General features: G+C 63.6%; 22 protein-coding genes. 4 read left to right on the top strand and 18 right to left on the bottom strand.

All coding sequences use genetic code 11. From position 1 onward, the window contains the following. Positions 1 to 70: 70 nt before the first annotated feature. Both B6V76_RS18015 and B6V76_RS18010 read left to right on the top strand, forming a co-directional pair. Positions 71 to 1,273, top strand: coding sequence for a pyridoxal phosphate-dependent aminotransferase (locus B6V76_RS18015; protein ID WP_088722509.1), 1,203 nt, complete (start codon positions 71 to 73; stop codon positions 1,271 to 1,273). A 27-nt stretch (positions 1,274 to 1,300) separates the two neighbouring features. After that, the gene (locus tag B6V76_RS18010) at positions 1,301 to 1,702 is read left to right on the top strand and encodes a hypothetical protein (RefSeq protein ID WP_088720109.1); all 402 of its coding nucleotides are present in this window, start codon (positions 1,301 to 1,303) and stop codon (positions 1,700 to 1,702) included. 25 nt (positions 1,703 to 1,727) lie between these two features. Here the strand turns inward: B6V76_RS18010 and B6V76_RS18005 are convergent, their stop codons facing one another. The 11 genes from B6V76_RS18005 to ureE form a co-directional block, all read right to left on the bottom strand. Continuing rightward, on the bottom strand, positions 1,728 to 2,291 hold the full coding sequence (locus B6V76_RS18005; RefSeq protein ID WP_088722507.1) for a CHAP domain-containing protein: 564 nt from the start codon (positions 2,289 to 2,291) through the stop codon (positions 1,728 to 1,730). A gap of 168 nt (positions 2,292 to 2,459) precedes the next feature. After that, positions 2,460 to 2,954: a DUF6647 family protein gene (locus B6V76_RS18000; protein WP_088728088.1), complete on the bottom strand. Its 495-nt coding sequence runs from the start codon at positions 2,952 to 2,954 to the stop codon at positions 2,460 to 2,462. An 86-nt stretch (positions 2,955 to 3,040) separates the two neighbouring features. Continuing rightward, a complete protein-coding gene (locus B6V76_RS17995; RefSeq protein WP_088720106.1) occupies positions 3,041 to 3,514 on the bottom strand; it encodes a cytochrome C in 474 nt (157 codons plus the stop codon). A 322-nt stretch (positions 3,515 to 3,836) separates the two neighbouring features. Beyond that, positions 3,837 to 4,532: an urea ABC transporter ATP-binding subunit UrtE gene (gene urtE, locus B6V76_RS17990; RefSeq protein ID WP_075776995.1), complete on the bottom strand. Its 696-nt coding sequence runs from the start codon at positions 4,530 to 4,532 to the stop codon at positions 3,837 to 3,839. 16 nt (positions 4,533 to 4,548) lie between these two features. Further along, complete coding sequence (gene urtD, locus B6V76_RS17985) at positions 4,549 to 5,319, bottom strand: urea ABC transporter ATP-binding protein UrtD (protein ID WP_088728087.1); 771 nt, start codon at positions 5,317 to 5,319, stop codon at positions 4,549 to 4,551. Further along, complete coding sequence (urtC, locus tag B6V76_RS17980) at positions 5,316 to 6,539, bottom strand: urea ABC transporter permease subunit UrtC (RefSeq protein ID WP_088728086.1); 1,224 nt, start codon at positions 6,537 to 6,539, stop codon at positions 5,316 to 5,318. Before urtC ends, urtD begins: the two co-directional genes overlap by 4 nt. A 94-nt stretch (positions 6,540 to 6,633) precedes the next feature. Next, the gene (urtB, locus tag B6V76_RS17975; protein WP_088728085.1) at positions 6,634 to 8,616 is read right to left on the bottom strand and encodes an urea ABC transporter permease subunit UrtB; all 1,983 of its coding nucleotides are present in this window, start codon (positions 8,614 to 8,616) and stop codon (positions 6,634 to 6,636) included. A 58-nt stretch (positions 8,617 to 8,674) separates the two neighbouring features. Then, on the bottom strand, positions 8,675 to 9,955 hold the full coding sequence (gene urtA / locus B6V76_RS17970) for an urea ABC transporter substrate-binding protein (RefSeq protein WP_166504632.1): 1,281 nt from the start codon (positions 9,953 to 9,955) through the stop codon (positions 8,675 to 8,677). A 291-nt stretch (positions 9,956 to 10,246) separates the two neighbouring features. Beyond that, positions 10,247 to 10,873, bottom strand: coding sequence for an urease accessory protein UreG (gene ureG, locus B6V76_RS17965; RefSeq protein WP_088728084.1), 627 nt, complete (start codon positions 10,871 to 10,873; stop codon positions 10,247 to 10,249). A gap of 9 nt (positions 10,874 to 10,882) precedes the next feature. Then, complete coding sequence (locus B6V76_RS17960; protein WP_088728083.1) at positions 10,883 to 11,521, bottom strand: urease accessory UreF family protein; 639 nt, start codon at positions 11,519 to 11,521, stop codon at positions 10,883 to 10,885. After that, positions 11,514 to 12,044 carry an urease accessory protein UreE gene (ureE, locus tag B6V76_RS17955; protein ID WP_088728082.1) on the bottom strand — a complete coding sequence of 177 codons (531 nt, stop codon included), beginning with the start codon at positions 12,042 to 12,044 and terminating at the stop codon, positions 11,514 to 11,516. Before ureE ends, B6V76_RS17960 begins: the two co-directional genes overlap by 8 nt. A gap of 67 nt (positions 12,045 to 12,111) precedes the next feature. Between ureE and B6V76_RS17950 the strand changes: the two genes are divergently transcribed. Then, positions 12,112 to 12,462: a hypothetical protein gene (locus B6V76_RS17950; RefSeq protein WP_088728081.1), complete on the top strand. Its 351-nt coding sequence runs from the start codon at positions 12,112 to 12,114 to the stop codon at positions 12,460 to 12,462. A gap of 8 nt (positions 12,463 to 12,470) precedes the next feature. On the opposite strand, the gene ureC is transcribed toward B6V76_RS17950, so the two are convergent. The 7 genes from ureC to B6V76_RS17915 form a co-directional block, all read right to left on the bottom strand. Then, entirely contained in the window at positions 12,471 to 14,177 is a 1,707-nt protein-coding gene (gene ureC / locus B6V76_RS17945) for an urease subunit alpha (RefSeq protein ID WP_088728080.1), read from the bottom strand. Continuing rightward, positions 14,177 to 14,482, bottom strand: a complete 306-nt coding sequence (locus B6V76_RS17940; protein ID WP_078548026.1) for an urease subunit beta — start codon at positions 14,480 to 14,482, stop codon at positions 14,177 to 14,179. The genes ureC and B6V76_RS17940 overlap by 1 nt, the downstream gene beginning before the upstream one ends. Positions 14,483 to 14,486: 4 nt before the next feature. Next, positions 14,487 to 14,666, bottom strand: a complete 180-nt coding sequence (locus tag B6V76_RS17935; RefSeq protein ID WP_075776944.1) for a hypothetical protein — start codon at positions 14,664 to 14,666, stop codon at positions 14,487 to 14,489. A gap of 59 nt (positions 14,667 to 14,725) precedes the next feature. Further along, positions 14,726 to 15,028: an urease subunit gamma gene (locus B6V76_RS17930; protein ID WP_075776945.1), complete on the bottom strand. Its 303-nt coding sequence runs from the start codon at positions 15,026 to 15,028 to the stop codon at positions 14,726 to 14,728. A 9-nt stretch (positions 15,029 to 15,037) separates the two neighbouring features. Further along, positions 15,038 to 15,823, bottom strand: coding sequence for an urease accessory protein UreD (locus tag B6V76_RS17925; RefSeq protein ID WP_346426017.1), 786 nt, complete (start codon positions 15,821 to 15,823; stop codon positions 15,038 to 15,040). Positions 15,824 to 16,000: 177 nt separating this feature from the next. Beyond that, positions 16,001 to 16,462: an Lrp/AsnC family transcriptional regulator gene (locus B6V76_RS17920; protein ID WP_075776947.1), complete on the bottom strand. Its 462-nt coding sequence runs from the start codon at positions 16,460 to 16,462 to the stop codon at positions 16,001 to 16,003. Continuing rightward, positions 16,459 to 16,917, bottom strand: a complete 459-nt coding sequence (locus B6V76_RS17915; protein WP_075776948.1) for an Lrp/AsnC family transcriptional regulator — start codon at positions 16,915 to 16,917, stop codon at positions 16,459 to 16,461. The genes B6V76_RS17920 and B6V76_RS17915 overlap by 4 nt, the downstream gene beginning before the upstream one ends. 29 nt (positions 16,918 to 16,946) lie before the next feature. Between B6V76_RS17915 and ilvC the strand changes: the two genes are divergently transcribed. After that, a complete protein-coding gene (ilvC, locus tag B6V76_RS17910; RefSeq protein ID WP_276206142.1) occupies positions 16,947 to 18,065 on the top strand; it encodes a ketol-acid reductoisomerase in 1,119 nt (372 codons plus the stop codon). Positions 18,066 to 18,121 lie beyond the last annotated feature (56 nt).

The following is an 18,121-nucleotide window of genomic DNA, read 5'->3' as shown; positions in this document are numbered from 1 at the left end:
CTTTCTCTTGAACGCTCTTGGCCCCAAGCCTAGAAGTTTGCCGAACGAGTTACAAATCAAGGGCGACCCGATGGCATTCCTTTCCGACACGCTTGCGCGGGTGAAACCCTCTCCGACAGTCGCGATGACCGGGAAGGTGGCTGAACTGCGCGCTGCGGGCCGCGACGTGATCGGTTTGTCCGCCGGCGAACCCGACTTCGACACGCCCGAGTCGATCAAGGGTGCCGCGAAAGCCGCGATCGCGGCGGGCAAGACGAAATACACGGCAGTGGATGGCATCGCCGAGCTGAAACAGGCGATCTGCGCCAAGTTCGCCCGCGAGAACGGGCTTCGCTACACGCCCGAGCAGGTCTCGGTCTCCTCGGGCGGCAAACAGGTGCTGTTCAACGCGCTGATGGCGACGCTCAACCCCGGCGACGAGGTGGTGATCCCGACGCCCTACTGGGTCAGCTACCCGGATATGGTGCTGATCGGCGGCGGCACCCCCGTCTTCGTGCAAGGTGATCCCGCGATGGGCTACAAGATCAGCCCCGAGGCGCTGGACGCCGCGATCACGCCGAACACCAAGTGGTTCCTGTTCAACTCGCCCTCGAACCCCTCGGGGGCTGCCTATTCGCGCGACGAGCTGAAGGCGCTGACCGACGTGCTGCTGCGCCACCCCCATGTCTGGGTGATGACCGACGACATGTATGAGCACCTCACCTTCGACGGGTTCGAGTTCACCACGCCCGCGCAGGTCGAACCCGCGCTCTACGACCGTACTCTGACGGTCAACGGCGTCTCGAAAGCTTATGCGATGACCGGCTGGCGGATCGGCTATGCGGCCGGCCCGAAAGAGCTGATCGCGGCGATGCGCAAGGTGCAGAGCCAATCGACCTCGAACCCCTGCACGATCTCGCAATGGGCGGCAGTCGAGGCGCTCAACGGACCCCAGGATTTCATCGACACGTTCCGCGCCGCCTTCAAGCGGCGGCGCGATCTGGTGGTGGCCGGGCTCAACGCCTGCCCCGGCATCTCCTGCCCGACGCCCGAGGGCGCGTTCTACGTCTACCCCTCGATCAAGGATTGCATCGGCAAGACCTCCGCAGGCGGGTGCAAGATCGAGAGCGACGAGGATTTCGCCAACGCGCTGCTGGAGGAAAACGACGTCGCCGTGGTCTTCGGCGCGGCCTTCGGGCTTTCACCGAATTTCCGCATCAGCTACGCTACATCGGACGCGGCCCTGACCGAGGCCTGCGCCCGCATCAAGGCCTTCTGCGAAGGGCTGACATAAGGCGGACTATCCAAGGGAGATTGGCGAATGACTGACTTGCCCGAGTATTTTTTCCGGGTGAAGGAGAATGGCGCGACGGTGTTTCGCGTCGATACCGAGAACCGTCAGCGCCGGATCGAGATGGACCCGATCGCCAATATCAACATCCGCAACGGCGAGATCAAACCACAGGGCGACCGGGTTCTGACCGAGCAAGACCGCGCCGAGATCGAAGCATGGATGACGCATCGCCGCGAGGTGCTCGCCCAGCGCGATGTCGACGATATTCTGCGCGCGGTCGATCACCTCAATCTCGTAGCGCAATGGGCGCAGTCGAAGGCGACCGATGCTCAGCTCGAAGAGATCACGGATACGCTGTTGCTGACGATGCACGACCTGCGCAGCGTTCTGGTAAGAAAGAAGGCCGAGCGGCTGACGAGCGAGGGCTGAGCCCTGCGGCTCGGGCCCATCGACCTCAGCCCTTCGAGATGAACCCGGTGATCGGATAGACGCGGCCCAGCGCGCCGGGGTTGCTCATGACGCGCACGGCGCTCCAGTCATTCTTCTCGGAGACATCCACCACGACCATGTCGAGCGACACTTTGTTACGCTCCCAGTTCGCGTGATCGACCCGGATCTGACGCGGCGAGTCGACGCCCGAGACCACCGCGATATGGCCCAGCGGATTGCGACGGGTCGCCGAGAAGGCCATCACCGCGCCGACCTTCGGCTGGTGACCGCGCGCATAGAGCCCCTTCGCCTGCGACCACCACGTCTTTGCATTGCCGCGAATGTCGATACCGGAGGCATTGCGCGCGAACGGCACGCACCAGACCCGCTGGCGCTTGGCGCGCATCTGCTTGGCCACCTCGACCGCGTATGCACGACGTTCGAGATTGACGGCGCCCGCCTCATCCCGTGCGCTTGCGAAGCCCATCCTGTCGCCGGTGGTCGGGGTACAGGCCGAGACGGTCAGCGCCGCGATCAGAACAAGCGAGAGAGGGGCTGCACGGCCCGCAAGGTCAGAGATGGAGAGCATGGGCGATCACTGTCGATGTCGAATTGTTGCGTCTTCGTTACCACGTTGCATAGCCCTGAATCAGGCTTTGACCGAAGAAGAAATTCGGCGCAGATCAGCGGGTTGGCGAATATCCGCTTACAGAAATGTAATGTAGGGAACTTTTTTCGAGCCTCGCGCGGCGCGACTTCAGCGCCGATGGTCCGAGGAACAACGCGCCCGCAGGTAAATCTCGGCCCACGCGAAGCCCGGATCGATCCCCCGTTCGGCGAGCCATGCCTCCTGCAGGCGATAGGCTTCCGGCTCGGCCGCCGCAGGACAGGGCCAGTCCTTGGCTCGAAACTGAGCGCGATGAATGAGCTCATGCAAAAGCGAGGAAAGCAGCATCGGATCGTCCTCCGACCAAGGCGCGACAAGGAAGATCCGGTCCTCGACAAAATCGTAGGCCGCGCGCAGATCGGCATCGACGAGGAGATCTCGCCCTTCATAGGTGATGACCTCTCCGCTCTGGCAAAGGAAAATCGCAGGCGCGCCCTCCGGCGCGGCGTAGTCGCTATGTTCTGCGATCCACGCGGTGAGCGGCGCCATCACCGCCTTTGGCACAGCGATCGGCAGCGGCGCGGGACAGGCCCCGACCGCTTCCGGACAGACCAGAGCAAGCCCTATGACGATGGCTCGGATCATCCCGCCTCCTCTGAGCACAGGATAGCAGGTACCGGATGCCCTCGGAAATGACGCCGGTCATTGGGCCGGATCGGTCGAGCCGGGCCCTAGTTCGGCATCATCGGCGGTGCCATCACGATATAGGGTGTCTTGGGCGCCTCCCCCGGCGGCAAGGCCTCTGGCATCGGATCCCCCGGCTCGCCGAGCGACTTGATATACTGGTAAAGCGAGCGCAGATCGCTCTCGGGCATGGCATGCACGTTGTAGAACGGCATCGGCGGCTTCGCGTCGAAGGTCTTCGCGAATTCCACGAAACCGTCCTCGTCCATATCCTTGATCTCGTCGCGCAAATTGACCGCATAGGTCGTGCCCCACGGACCCTGCCAGCCGAGCGGTACGCCCTTGAGCGCCGCCTCCGGATCGATCTTGCCGCCGGATTCGTTGTAACCGGCCGTATGGCAGTCGTGACATCCCGACGTGATCGAGACCAGTCTGCCTCGTTCGACCGAGACCTCCTGCGCGAGCCCTGCCGAAGACCCAGCCAGCGCGGCGAGCGCGGCCAGAGTAATGACGCGTTTCATGGGTATTCCCCCTCTCCCTTTTGACAGACGACCCTCTCCCGGATCGTTTCTCCCTGTGGTCGGGGCTTTTGCGAAAGTCGCCTGACCTAAGGGAAAGGATGCGCCCGGAGGGGCGAGTCGGGCAAGCGATGAAATGACACCCCCCTTCAGCGCCGCCATGGTGACCTGGCATCGACTGCCCCGGGGTCGCGCCCATCCTCCCCACGGGAGCGCGCGATTTAGATACCGCGCGAGCATGACCAAAATGCAGGCATCGAAGCGAAAGCAGCAAGCGGCGAAGCTGTCAAAACGCCTATCCGACGCTCGGACGCCGCCCGCCGCCTCAGACGCTCACTACCTCGCGCAGCGCCTCGCGGGTGAGCGTCTCCTTCGTGCCCTCCATTGCGACCGCGCCGCGTTTGAGCACGTAGAAACTATCGCCCAGATCATGCGCGAAGTCGAAATACTGCTCGACCAGCACGATCGCCATATCCCCCTTTTCGCGCAGGTAGGAAATCACCCGCCCGATCTGCTGGATAATGTTGGGCTGGATGCCCTCGGTCGGTTCGTCCAGCAGCAGTAGCTTCGGCTTCATTAGCATTGCGCGGGCTATGGCGAGCTGCTGCTGCTGCCCGCCCGAGAGATCCCCGCCCCGGCGATTGAGGAAGTCCTTCAGGATCGGGAACAGCTCGTAAATCTCGTCGGGAATGACATGCTCGGATTTCGGCAGACAGGCGAAAGCCGTCTCCATATTCTCGCGCACCGTCAACAGCGGGAAGATCATCCGGCCCTGCGGCACGTAACCCAGACCCGCCTTCGCCATCGCCTGTGGCGGCACGCGCCCCATCTCCGCGCCATCCAGCGTAACAGACCCGCCCGAGCGCAGATGCGTCCCGGAGATCGCCTTCAGCAGCGAGGTCTTCCCAACCCCGTTGGTGCCCATGATGCAGGTCACCTCACCCGCACGCGCCACCATGTCGATCCCGTGCAGGATCTGGCTGCCGCCGTAGTGAAGCGTCAGCCCCTCGGTCTTCAGCATCGCGGGTTTTGTCAGATCAGCGGCCAAGATACACCTCGATCACGCGTTTGTCGGCGGTCACATGGTCGAGCGAGCCTTCCGCCAGAACCGACCCCTCATGCAGCACCGTCACCTTGCAGTTCAGACGGCGCACGAATTCCATGTCATGCTCGACCACGACCACGGCATGATCGCGCGCCAGATCGACCAGAAGCGCGGTCGTCTGCTCGCGCTCGGCCAAGGTCATCCCGGCGGCGGGCTCGTCGACCAGCAGCAGCTTCGGCTCCTGCGCCAGGAGCATCCCGATCTCCAACCATTGCTTCTGCCCGTGGCTCAGCTCGCCCGACTTGCGCGGCAGCTGATCGGCGAGGCCCACCTGCGCTGCGATCTCTTCGACGCGTGCACGATCGGCATCCCCCGCCTTCCAGCCCAGCACCGCGAAAGGGCTGCGATTGGCCTTGAGCGCCATCATCAGGTTCTCGGTGACGGTCTGATCCTCGAAGACGGTGGGCTTCTGAAACTTCCGCCCGATCCCGATCCGCGCGATCTTCGCCTCATTGAGCCGCAGCAGGTTGGTCGAACTTTCGCCCCACAGCACCGAGCCCTCGTCGGGCCGGGTCTTGCCGGTCACGATATCCATGAATGTCGTCTTGCCTGCCCCGTTCGGCCCGATCACTGCGCGCAGCTCAGTCGGGCCGATATTGAAGCTCAGGTTGTTGATCGCCTTGAACCCGTCGAAGCTGACGGAGATGCCCGAGACCTCCAGCAGGGTCTGCGCTCCCGCCCCCGGTTTGACCGCGACATTCATTCCTGCGCCTCCTCTTCCCGGAACGAGCCCTTGTCGGGGCCAAGCGGCGCGCCATGGCGGTTCGGGCGGCGGATGCCTTCGAAGAGATCGATCAGTCCCGACAGCCCTTTCGGTGCGAACAAGGTCACCAGCACGAAGGCGAGCCCCAACAGCACCTGCCACCAATCGACCCAGTCGATCGTGTAGAAGCCCAGCGGCAGATCGGGGACGCGGCCGCCAGTGAACCAGCTCGAGACGATGGAGACGAAGGCCGCCCCCATTACCGCACCATAAAGCCGCCCGCGCCCGCCAATCGCGACCCAGACCGCGAGGTAGATCGACGCGATGGGTGCCATCTCGCCCGGGTTGATGATCCCCGCCTGCGGGTAATAGAGCGCGCCCGCAATGGCCGCGATCACCGCCGTCAGGGTGAAGACGAACAGCTTGTAGCCTTCGACCGAATAACCAAGAAAGCGCACCCGCGCCTCGTCGTCGCGAATGCCCCGAATGACCGAGCCGAACTTGCCCGAGACGATCAGCGACGCCGCGATATAGCCAAGCGCGAGCGCAATCGCCGACGCCCAGAGGAACCAGATCGACAGATGATCCTGCCCCGCGCTCACGCCGGGAATGTTCTGCAACCCCGAAAGCCCGTTATTGCCGCGCAGCCCGCTCTCGTTCTGGAAGAGGTAAAGCGACAGCGCAAGCGTCATCGCCTGCGTCAGGATCGACAGATACACGCCCGTCACACGTGAGCGAAACGCGAGCCAGCCGAAGATCAGCGCCAAGAGCCCCGGCACCAGCACCACGAACAAAAGCTGCATCGGCAGGTTGCCCGCGAAGGTCCAGATCGCGGGTAGATCGGACCCGCCCACCACGCCGAAGATCTGCGTGCCGATCGCGTCATTCACCTCCTGCGGTGTCATCGGGAACTCGCCCGCCGATTTCAGGACGATGTCGCGGGTGCGCTCGTACATCAGCCATATGCCGATCATGTAGCCGCCCAGCCCGAAGAAGGCGAAATGGCCGAGCGACAGAATGCCCGTATAACCCCAGACCAGATCCATCGCGATGGCGATCAGGCACAGGCACAGCGTCTTGCCCAGCGTCTTGACCATCGAGGTCGAGATAGCGCCCGGCCCGTAGGCATGGGAAAGCAAAGTGACGCCCAGCGTGAAGACCGCGAGGATCAGCAGGAACCACAATACGGACGGGTTCTTGGCGAGAAATCCGGATTTCATGCGCGAACCTCCGATGTTGCGGCGGGGGTTTCGCACCCCCGCGCCCCCGCGGGATATTTGGACCAAGAGGAAGGGAAAGCGGTCTGTCTCATGCTCAATCCCCCGCGGCCCGGCCCTTGAGCGCGATGATGCCGCGCGGGCGGAACTGGATGAAGATGATGATGAAGAGGATCATGTAGGTCTGGGCCGCGAGCGTATTCGACGGGTTCAGCCATTCGATGCCCTTCTGCAGCACGCCGATCAGGGTCGCGCCCGCGAGCGTGCCGAAGATCGAGCCGACGCCGCCGACCACGACCGTCATGAAGCTCTGAACGATATAGTCCTGCCCCATCTCGGAGGTGACTTTCGCGAAAAGCCCGATGGCCACGCCCGCGATCCCGGCAATACCTGACCCAAACCCGAAAGCCAGCATGTTGATTCGGTCCGGGTTTATCCCCATCGAAGCCGCCATCGAGGGGTTCTGCGTGACCGCGCGAACCTCCAGCCCGAGGCGCGTCTTGCGCATCACCCAGAGATAGAGGGCGAGGAATACCAGCGCGAGCACGAAGATCGCGATCCGGATATAGCTGATCGAGACGACATCGTTGAGTGTCCACGCCCCCTCCAGCCACGGCGGCGAAGTCAGAGGACGGGCCTGCGTCCCGAAGATATTCTTGAACAGCTGCTGCAGCGCGATGGAGATGCCGAAGGTGGCCAGCAGCGTCTCCAGCGGGCGTTTGTAAAGATAACGGATCACCAGCCGCTCCATCGCGACGCCCGCGCCGAAGGTGATGGCGAAGGCCAGCGGCAGCGCGATCAGGATCGATAGCGTGTAGTCGGGCACGAAGAACTGCACGACGTAGCCGGTATAAGCCCCCATCGTGATGAATTCGCCATGCGCCATGTTGATCACGCCCATCACCCCGAAGGTGATCGCAAGCCCGATGGCGGCGAGGAAATAGATCGAGGCGAGCGATAGCGCATCGAGACCGAGATCGACCGTCTGCATCCCAGCCACCGTGCGGCTCACGCGGGTCAGCGCGGCCTCGGCGGCGGCGGTCACTTCCGGGTCTGTCTCGGCATAGATATCGGCGAATTGGTGATCGGCGACCAGTGCCTCGGCCTCGGCATCGGTCAGGCGCTGCGGCACCTCTCCGGCGGCGGCCAGCGTCGCATAGGCTTCTTCACGCTTGGCCGGATCGGCCATCGCGGCAAGCGGCAGCCCGCCCACCTGACCATCCTTCACATGCGCGGCCAAAGCCTGCTGCATCTCGGAGGCCGAAATCCGCGCCGGCGCCATATCGGCCGAGACCAGCATCGCATAGGCCTCGTCTTCGGAAATATCGCGGCCCGGCTTGAGCGTCTTGGCGACATTGCCCTCGGGCGCGCCTTCAAAGACCTTGCGGGTCGTCGCCACCAGAGGGTTCAGCGTGGCACGGAAATCCAGCCCCAGATCGGCCCCGAAACTGTCGATCGCGGCGACGCGCTCCTCGGCATCCTTGCCGAAGCGGATCGTCAGCAAACGCTCCAGACGCTGCTTCTCCGCCTTGATCGAAGGGTCGGGCTCGTCGGGGATCGAGGCGCGCAGGGGCTCCAGATGCGACGCCTCGCCGTTGCGGTCGATCGCGGTCAGCGCCTCGCGGCGTTTCTTCGGATCGGGATCGCTGAGCAGGAACCGCACCAGCGCCACGCCGATCTCGGCGCGCACGCCGGAATTGGGCTTCACCTCGTCGATATCGGATTTCGGCGCGGTGCCCGCAGGCTCTCCGGTGACCGGATCGCTCAGTTGGTATTCGCTGCCGGATTTCTTCACGATGAAGAAGGCGCCGTCGCTTTCGCGCAGCCCGACGCGCTTGTCGGCCCAGGCCTGCAGGAAGCGCGAGGCCCCCTCGCCCGAAGCCGCGATTGCCTCGATCACCGGGCCGATGGTGCGGCGCGACGGCTTGGCGACCTGCTTGGCATAGTCCTGAAGAACGGCGCGTAGCCCGAACGTCCCGCCTTGCGTGGCCTCCGCCTGCGGCGCGCTGCCCGCGTCCTGCGCCAGCCCGGGCACGGCCAGTGCCAGAACAATCCCGAGCGCGATCAAAAACTTGCGCATCCCGTCCCCTTAGGATGAAACGGCCGGAAGAGGCGCAGCCCTCCCGGCCAAGACACGATCAGTAGTTCGATTTCTTCTGAACGCAGGTTTCGGTCTCGGTGTTGTACATGCCGCAATCGAGCCCCGGCCAATCAGACTTGAGCACCGCCGATTCCGGCAGGAAGTCGGTCCACGCGTCGCCCGGCACCGGATCGGTCTGGCTGATGATGTCGAACTGACCGTCTTCCTGAATTTCGCCGATCAGTACCGGCTTGGTCAGGTGGTGGTTCGGCAGCATCTTCGCTGTGGAACCGGTGAGGTTGGGGAACTCCTGTCCCGGCATCGCAGCGATGACCTTGTCGACATCAGTGGAGCCGACCTGCTCGACCGCCTGCACCCACATGTTGAAGCCGATATAGGTGGCTTCCATCGGGTCGTTGGTCACGCGGCTGTCGTCGCCGGTAAATTCGTGCCACTGCTTGATGAAGGCTGCGTTCTCGGGCGTGTCGGCGCTCTCGAAGTAGTTCCAGGCGGCCAGCTGACCGACAAGGTTCTCGAGATCGGCGTCGCCGAGACCGGACAGCTCCTCTTCGCCGACCGAGAAGGCCACGACGGGGATATCCTCGGCGGTGATGCCCGAGGCTGCGAGTTCCTTGTAGAAGCCGATATTCGCGTCGCCGTTGATCGTCGAGATCACGCCGACCTTCTTGCCGTCCGCGCCGAGCGCCTTCACGTCGGAGACGATCTTCGACCAGTCCGACTGACCGAAGGGGGTGTAGTTCACGAAGATATCTTCCTTCGCGATGCCCTTGTCCTGCAGGTAGGCTTCGAGAATGTTGTTCGTGGTGCGCGGATAGACATAGTCCGTGCCCAGCAGCGCGAATTTCTCGACCCCAAGCTCTTCGAGGAAGTAATCGACCGCCGGGATCGCCTGCTGGTTCGGGGCAGCGCCGGTATAGAACACGTTGCGCGAGCTTTCCTCGCCCTCGTATTGCACCGGGTAGAACAGCAGGCCGTTGAGTTCCTCAAGGACCGGCAGCACCGATTTCCGCGACACGGACGTCCAGCAGCCGAAGATCACGTCGACCTTGTCCACGGTGATCAGCTCGCGCGCTTTTTCCGCAAACAGCGGCCAGTCGGAGGCCGGGTCGACCACGACCGCCTCAAGCATCTTGCCGTTGATGCCGCCTTTCTTGTTCTGCTCCTCGACCAGCATCAGGACCGTGTCCTTGAGCGTGGTTTCCGAGATCGCCATCGTGCCCGATAGCGAGTGCAGGACGCCCACCTTGATCTTGTCGTCTTCCTGCGCGAAGGCGAGGCCCCCGCTCATCGAGATGGCCCCGGCCAGCGCCGCCGACATCATCAGTTTACGCCGATTGATCATTTCATTTCCCTCGTTCACGTCAGCCCCGCGCGGCCCTTCAAGGGCTCATTCTGCGGGTGCCGAACCTCCACTATTGCCACCGGTCTCGGGACATCCCATCGACCCCGCGCCACACATCAAGGCGCCTCCGACATCCAAACCCTCACGCTGCAGCGCGGCAAAAAATTCCGGCACCGCGCAGCAAAAAACCCGCCGGTTGGGCGGGTCTGCCGAAGTTTTCGCACAAATTCTGACTTTTCGCCCAATAGATGGGCGAATGTTTCGCGGTCAGGCTGGAATCGGCTTCAACGTCAATCCGCCCTCACGCTCGAGAAACGCGACGATCTCGTCGACGCCCGCGCCTTGGCGCAGCCGCGCCATGACATAAGGCTTCGACCCGCGCGCGCTTTGCGTATCCGCCTCGAGCTGCGCCAGATCGACGCCCACATGCGGCGCGAGGTCCACCTTGTTCACCACCAGAAGATCAGACTTGGTCAGCCCCGGACCGCGTTTGCGCGGGATATCCTGCCCCGCCGCCGTGTCGATCACGTAGATCGTCAGATCGGCCAGCTCCGGCGAGAAGGTCGCGGCCAGATTGTCGCCGCCGCTCTCGATCAGCACCAGTTCCAGATCGGGGAGCTTCGCGGTCAGATCGGCGATGGCCGCGAGGTTGATCGACGCATCCTCGCGGATCGCCGTATGCGGGCAGCCGCCCGTTTCGACGCCGCGAATACGCTCGCCCGGCAGCACCTGCGCGCGCATCAGTGCCTCCGCATCCTCGCGCGTATAAATATCGTTCGTCACCACCGCCATCGACACGCGCGCGGCCAAGGCCCGCGCCAGTTGCTCGGTCAGCGTGGTCTTGCCCACGCCCACCGGTCCGCCAATTCCCACGCGCAAAGGTCCGTTGCCCATATCTTCACCTCAAGTCTTGAAGAGACGCACATCGAGCGTCTCGTGTTTCATGGCCGAAACCTCGGCGCGAAAGGCGCTGAAGCTCAGGTCCGTCAGTTCCGCCTGCGCCGCGCGTGCCGCGATCTCGGCAATTTTTCCGTGCAGGTCGCTCAAGACCGTCTGCCCGGCGATTTGTCCCAAAGGGACAAGTCTGACTGCTGCGGAGACCAGGTTCGACGCGAAAGAATGTTGGAAAAGTGAAATCACCTGCTCCGCGGGAAGGTCCAGATCGCGCGCCGCCTCGGCCACGGCGACCGGCAGCACTCGCGGCGGCAGTTTGACGCCCCGCAACCCCGCCTGCGCCAGCGTGAAGGCGGCGCCCTGCTCCGCCGTCTCGCGCAGCCGCTCGGCCGAGCCCGCCATCGCACCTCCCAGCGCATCCAGCTCGTCGAGATCGCCGCCGCGCAGCCCGCAGGCCAGCAGCACCGCATCCGACCAGCCCGCGCCATGCTCCAGCACATCGCCCAGCCAAATCGCGAACGCCGCCGCATCCCCGATCTCGCCCGCGGCCACTGCCTGCTCAAGCCCGTGAGAATAGGCGAACGCCCCGGTCGGAAAGGCCGGGGAGAGCCATTGCATCAGAGAAAGCGAGGCGGTCGTATCAGGCATGGTCGTGGTGATGGTCGTGGCGGTGCGAATGGTCGTGGTCATGCGAATGGGAATGCCCATGGCCATGCGAATGCCCGTGTTCATGCCCCATCGTGCGCCCCATCCCATAGGCGCCCCCCTCGGGCCGGAAGGTCTCGACCGCGGACGCAACCTCGGCGCCCAACTGCTTCAACATCGCCTCCAGCACGTGATCGGCGCGGATCACCAGCCGGTCCGCCTCGATCTGGCACGGCGTGTGACGGTTGCCGATATGCCAGGCCAGCCGCGTCAAATCGCCCGTCACGACCAGCACCGGCTCCAGCGCCGGGCGCACCTCGATGAACCGCCCGTCTTCGAGCACGAAGGCCTCGCCGCCCGTGAGGTTCGTCACCTCCGGCAGGTCCACCAGGAACCCCGCGCCCGAGCCTGCGACCAGCCGCTTGCGGCGCAGGAAACGCCCCTCGTAATCCAGCGCCACATGGTCCACCGCCGCCTGCCACGCACCCTTGGGCGCCACTTTTTCAGCCTTGGGATAATCGCTCATTGTCTTGCACCCTTTAACGATTTCTCAAACCTCCCGCCGCAGCATGCTCGCAGCGAAGGAGATTTCGATGTTCCATCATTGCTTCGACCCACGCGCCCCCGCGGACGAGCTGGCCCAGATCCGCGCCCAGATCGCGCGATTGCGACGCCGCGAGGCCGAACTGCGGGAGGCTTACCTCACCCGGCCCGACATGCCCTGCCTCGGCCGCTGGACGAAGGTCGAGATCGTCACCAGCCGCCGCAAAGTGTTCGAACCGCGCCTCCTGCCCCCCGAAATCCGCAACGATACGGCCTTTCAGCGCGAGAAGGTCACCCGCAGATTGCAAACGTCGCCGCACGAACCGGCGAGTTGCCTGCTCCCGGAACTCGTCGCGGAAACGCCTGCCGACGCCGGGCTGCGCCTCGTATCCAGCCGCTGACCCCATCCTCAGAACAGGAAATACCGCTGCGCCAGCGGCAGAACCTCCGCCGGTTCGCAGGTCAGCAATTCGCCATCCGCACGCACTTCGTAAGTCTCGGGATGGACGTCGATCTCGGGCGTCGCAGCGTTGTGGATCATCTGCGCCTTGCCGATGCCGCGCGTGCCCTCGACGGCCAGCGTCTGTTTCTGGAGCCCAAGGCTCGCAGCCAGCCCGTTGGCTTGCGCCGCCTGACTGATGAAAGTGACCGAGCTTGCGTGCCTCGCCCCGCCAAGCGCCCCGAACATGTTGCGCGTGTAGAAAGGTTGCGCCGGGATCGAGCCGTTCGGGTCGCCCATCTGCGCCGAGACGATCGAGCCGCCAATCAGCACCATGTCGAGCTTCGCGCCGAAGAAGGCCGGGTTCCACAGCACCAGATCGGCGCGCTTGCCGACCTCGACCGAGCCGATATGCTGGCTCATCCCGTGGGTAATCGCCGGGTTGATCGTGTATTTCGCGATGAACCGCTTCACCCGCACGTTGTCATTGTCGCCCTGCTCCTCCGGAAGACGCCCGCGCTGCTTGCGCATCTTGTCCGCCGTCTGCCAGCAGCGGATGATCACCTCGCCGACGCGCCCCATCGCCTGACTGTCCGAGCTGATGATCGACATCGCGCCCATGTCATGAAGGATGTCCTCCGCTGCGATCGTCTCTTTCCGGATACGGCTTTCCGCGAAGGCCACATCCTCGGGCACCTTGTTATCAAGGTGGTGGCACACCATCAGCATATCGAGATGCTCTTCGATCGTGTTGCCCGTATAGGGCCGCGTCGGGTTCGTCGACGACGGGATCACGTTGGGCGCGCTCACCACCTTCAGGATGTCCGGCGCATGACCGCCCCCTGCCCCTTCGGTGTGGAAGGCGTGGATCGTCCGGCCCTTGATCGCGGCCAGCGTATTCTCGACGAAGCCGCTCTCATTGAGCGTGTCGGTGTGGATCATCACCTGCACGTCCATGTCGTCGGCCACCGACAGGCAGCAGTCAATCGCGCCCGGCGTCGTGCCCCAATCCTCGTGCAGCTTCAGCGCCGCAGCACCGCCCTCGACCATCTCGACCAGCGCCTCGGGGCGCGAGGCATTACCTTTGCCCGACAGCGCGAGGTTGACCGGCAGCGCATCGAAGGCCTGCAACATCCGCGCGATATGCCACGGCCCCGGCGTGCAGGTCGTGGCCAGTGTGCCATGCGCAGGCCCCGTGCCACCGCCCAGCATCGTCGTGATTCCGGAGGCCAGCGCATCCTCGATCTGCTGCGGGCAAATGAAGTGAATATGAGCGTCGAACCCGCCCGCAGTCAGGATTTTTCCTTCCCCGGCAATGACTTCCGTGCCCGGACCGATGATGATGTCGACATTCGGCTGGGTATCCGGATTCCCAGCCTTGCCGATCGCCGCGATCTGCCCATCCTTCAGGCCGACATCCGCTTTGTAGATCCCCGAATGATCCACGATCAGCGCATTGGTGATCACCGTATCGACCGCGCCGCCCGCGCGGGAGACCTGGCTCTGCCCCATGCCGTCGCGGATCACCTTGCCGCCGCCGAACTTGACCTCCTCGCCATAGGTGGTCAGGTCGCGCTCGACCTCGATGATCAGATCGGTGTCGGCGAGCCGCACCCGGTCGCCGGTGGTGGGGCCGAACATATCGGCATAGGTGCTACGCGAGATCGAAGCCGGCATCAGAGCGCCCCCATAACTTTCTGATTGAATCCATAGACTTCACGCGACCCGCGATAGGGCACCAGCCGCACTTCGCGACTCTGGCCCGGCTCGAACCGCACCGCCGTTCCGGCCGCGATGTCCAGCCGGTAACCGCGTGCGGCGTCCCGGTCGAATTCCAACCCCGGATTGGTCTCCGCGAAATGGTAATGCGAGCCGACCTGCACCGGGCGGTCGCCGGTATTGGCGACCATCAGCGTGATCGCCTCGCAGCCCTCATTCAGCGTGATCTCGCCCACAGCGGGCAGGATTTCTCCGGGGATCATCGGCTCACTCCTTGTTGCGGCGCAGCGCGCGCGCCAATTCCGGTCCGACATAGGCGACCACTGCGAGCGCAAGCAGCCCGATCAGCGGACCGTCGTGGAAAAACCATGTGCTTCCCGCGCCGTGGCCGGGATGGGCCAGTGCGGCTGTGGGGGCGAGGACGGCGAGTGCAGCTACAAATTTCATCGGACGGCCTTTCATTAGCAAAACTTATTTCGGATCGGTCTGTATAAGCTGAACTTATCTCAGCGGATCGGATGATGGACGGTGACGAGCTTCGTCCCGTCCGGGAAGGTCGCTTCGACCTGAATGGAATGGATCATCTCGGGGATGCCCTCCATGCATTGATCGGCCGAGATCACCCCTGCCCCCGCCTCCATCAGATCGGCGACGGAGCGGCCCTCGCGGGCTCCCTCGACGACGAAATCCGAAATGATTGCAATGGCTTCCGGGTGATTGAGCTTCACGCCGCGTTCCAGCCGGTTGCGCGCGACCATCGCGGCAACGCTGATCAGCAGCTTGTCCTTTTCCCTCGGTGTCAGGTTCATCGTATTTCCTCAGATCTGCCACACGCGCGGCGCCGCTTGGTCGCGCCGCAACGCATTGAAAAGTCGTAGAATTTGTCGCCGCATCGGCCAGCCGTCCTGCGCGAGCAGACGAATGACGCATTTGCCGTCGAAGCCCGAAGCCGCTCCCTCGACGCCCGGCTCATCGAGCACCGCGCGCAGGGGCTCCACCGCGTCTTCCGCGCCTTGCCGGCACAGAACGAGCGTCGCAAAAGCACGGGCCTCTCCCAGAACGGTGCTTCGGGCCCCCTTTGCCAAAATGTCGGAATTCAACAAGAAGGGCTCGAAAAACACTGGCTTTCCGGCGCGTTCGATCCGGCGCATGTCGAAAAACTGTAAGTCCCGCACCTGCTCGCCCATCGCGGCCCGGCCCAGCACCACTGCCTCGAGCATCAGGCAGGATGCATTGGAGGCCAGTGAGATCGTCGTGTCGCGGGCCAGCTTCGCGCGGTCGAAGAGGATCGTCTCCTGCGGCAGCCAATCCAGATGGCAGCCGGAGCCGACACTGTGCCGCACCTCAACCTGCGCAGGCCCATCGTCGGCGCGATAGGCACGCTCGGCGGCTTGTGTCGTCGCGACGAGCATTGCGCCCGCGTCCAGTTCGGTTTCGTAGGACAGCGTATCGCCAGAGGTCAAACCACCGGAAGTATTCAGGAAAACCACCTCCGGCGAACCGGGAACGCGCGGCAGAATGGCCTTGGCAGACCCGCTTTGGTGCAATCCGGTCAGCCGCGCGCCGAAAAAGCCGGCCCGCGCGGCGCCGCGCGAACGCTGCATCCGGACGGCAGATTTGGTCTGAAGCTTCGCGTCGAACATCGGTCCCTCCGCTTCGATCCAAGACCGCGGCAACGGGGCGGTCCATGCCCTGCACGCGCAGATCCGGCTTTGATCGAAGCGGAACGACGGCCGTGCCTATTTGGCGCGCAGTTCGCCCTTTTTTTAAGCCAATATGAATCAGCCCAAGGGACCGGGGCGGCGTTCCTCGCTGAGGAGCACATTCGCCTCCACCTGACCGACCCCGGGCAAGGTCATGATACGACGCCGCAGGACCCGCTCAAAGTCAGGCAGATCACGGGCGGTGACGCGTAGCCGGTAATCAAAAAGCCCGAGGACGTGTTGCACGAGCTGCACCTCTGGGATCGCGGTGACCGCGCGCTCGAAATCCTCGAGGCTGACGCGGCCCTTCGCCGCGAGTTTCACGCCCAGAAACACCGTCACCCCGAAGCCAAGCGCCTCGGGATCGACGATCACGCGTCGGCCGGCGATGACTCCCGCCTCCTGCATGCGACGGATTCGCCGCCATGTCGCGGGCTGCGAGAGGCCAAGCTTGCGGCCCAGAGCGCCCGCACTTTGCGTGGAATCGCGACTCAGCGCGCGCAGCAACTGGCGGTCCAGATCGTCGAGATCGAGGCTCATATCGGCAGCTCCGCGCTGGACTTGATCGTCGCAATGAGCATCAGCGCGTCGAGTTCGGAGATATGTGGCAGGGTCAGGATGCGATTGCGGTAAATCTCCTGATAATGCGCCATGTCGCGGGCGATCACCTGCAGGCGCATATCGGTGGAACCGAGGAAGCTCTGGATTTCAATGACTTCGGGAACCTCGCGCGCGGCGGCGATGAATTCGTCGAAGGCGCGCGGATTGGTTTTGTCCAAGGTGAAGCGCAGAGACACCTCGACCGCCCAGCCGAGAGCGTGCCAGTCGATCAGCGCCTCTTCGCCACGGATCACGCCCCCTTCGCGAAGCTTCTCGATCCGGCGCCAACAGGTCGCGGGCGTCACGCCGGCGCGTTCGGCCAGTTCGGCAGAAGGAAGCCCCGGCTCCGCCATCATCTGACGCAATATCCGGCGGTCCGTATCGTCAATTTGCATGACTTTTCCAATATTATCTAATAGTGCGAATGAATTTTACCCACTTTAGCGGATATTCTCAACTTCTGAACGCATATTCGCGAAGAACCTCCTATTCTCACACTCAGACAAAAAGGAGGAACGCCATGCGCGTCTATTATGATCGCGATTGCGATGTGAACCTGATCAAGGACAAGAAAGTCGCCATTCTCGGCTACGGCTCGCAGGGCCACGCACACGCGCTGAACCTGCGCGACTCGGGCGCGAAGAACGTGGCCGTTGCGCTGCGTGACGGCTCGCCCTCGAAAGCGAAAGCCGAAGCCGAAGGCCTGCAGGTTATGGGCATCGCCGAAGCGGCTGCCTGGTGCGATGTGATCATGTTCACCATGCCCGACGAACTTCAGGCCGAGACCTACAAGAAGTATGTCCATGACAACCTGAAAGAAGGCTCGGCGATCGCGTTCGCCCACGGCCTGAACGTTCATTTCGGCCTGATCGAGCCGAAGCCCGGCATCGACGTGATCATGATGGCGCCGAAAGGCCCGGGTCACACCGTGCGCGGCGAATACACCAAGGGCGGCGGCGTGCCCTGCCTCTTCGCGGTTGAAAACGACGCGACCGGCAAGGCGCAGGACATCGCGCTGAGCTACTGCTCGGCCATCGGTGGCGGCCGCTCGGGCATCATCGAGACCAACTTCCGTCAGGAATGCGAAACCGACCTGTTCGGCGAGCAAGCGGTTCTCTGCGGCGGCCTCGTCGAGCTGATCCGCATGGGCTTCGAAACCCTCGTGGAAGCCGGTTACGAGCCGGAAATGGCCTATTTCGAGTGCCTCCACGAAGTAAAGCTGATCGTCGACCTGATCTATGAAGGCGGCATCGCGAACATGAACTACTCGATCTCGAACACCGCCGAGTACGGCGAGTATGTCTCGGGTCCGCGCGTCCTCCCCTACGAGGAAACCAAGAAGCGCATGAAGGACGTCCTGACCGACATCCAGACCGGCAAGTTCGTGCGTGACTTCATGCAGGAAAACGCGGTCGGCCAGCCCTTCTTCAAGGCGACCCGTCGCATCAACGACGAGCACGAGATCGAGCAAGTCGGCGAGAAGCTTCGCGCCATGATGCCCTGGATCTCCAAGGGCAAGATGGTCGACAAGTCGCGCAACTGATCTGCACGGCTTCCACGAAGTCGAACCCCCGGCCTAAGTGCCGGGGGTTCTTTTTT

It is taken from the genome of Thioclava sp. IC9 (assembly GCF_002213225.1).
Lineage (GTDB): Bacteria > Pseudomonadota > Alphaproteobacteria > Rhodobacterales > Rhodobacteraceae > Thioclava > Thioclava nitratireducens.
This window is presented reverse-complemented; position numbering and strand designations above follow the sequence as displayed.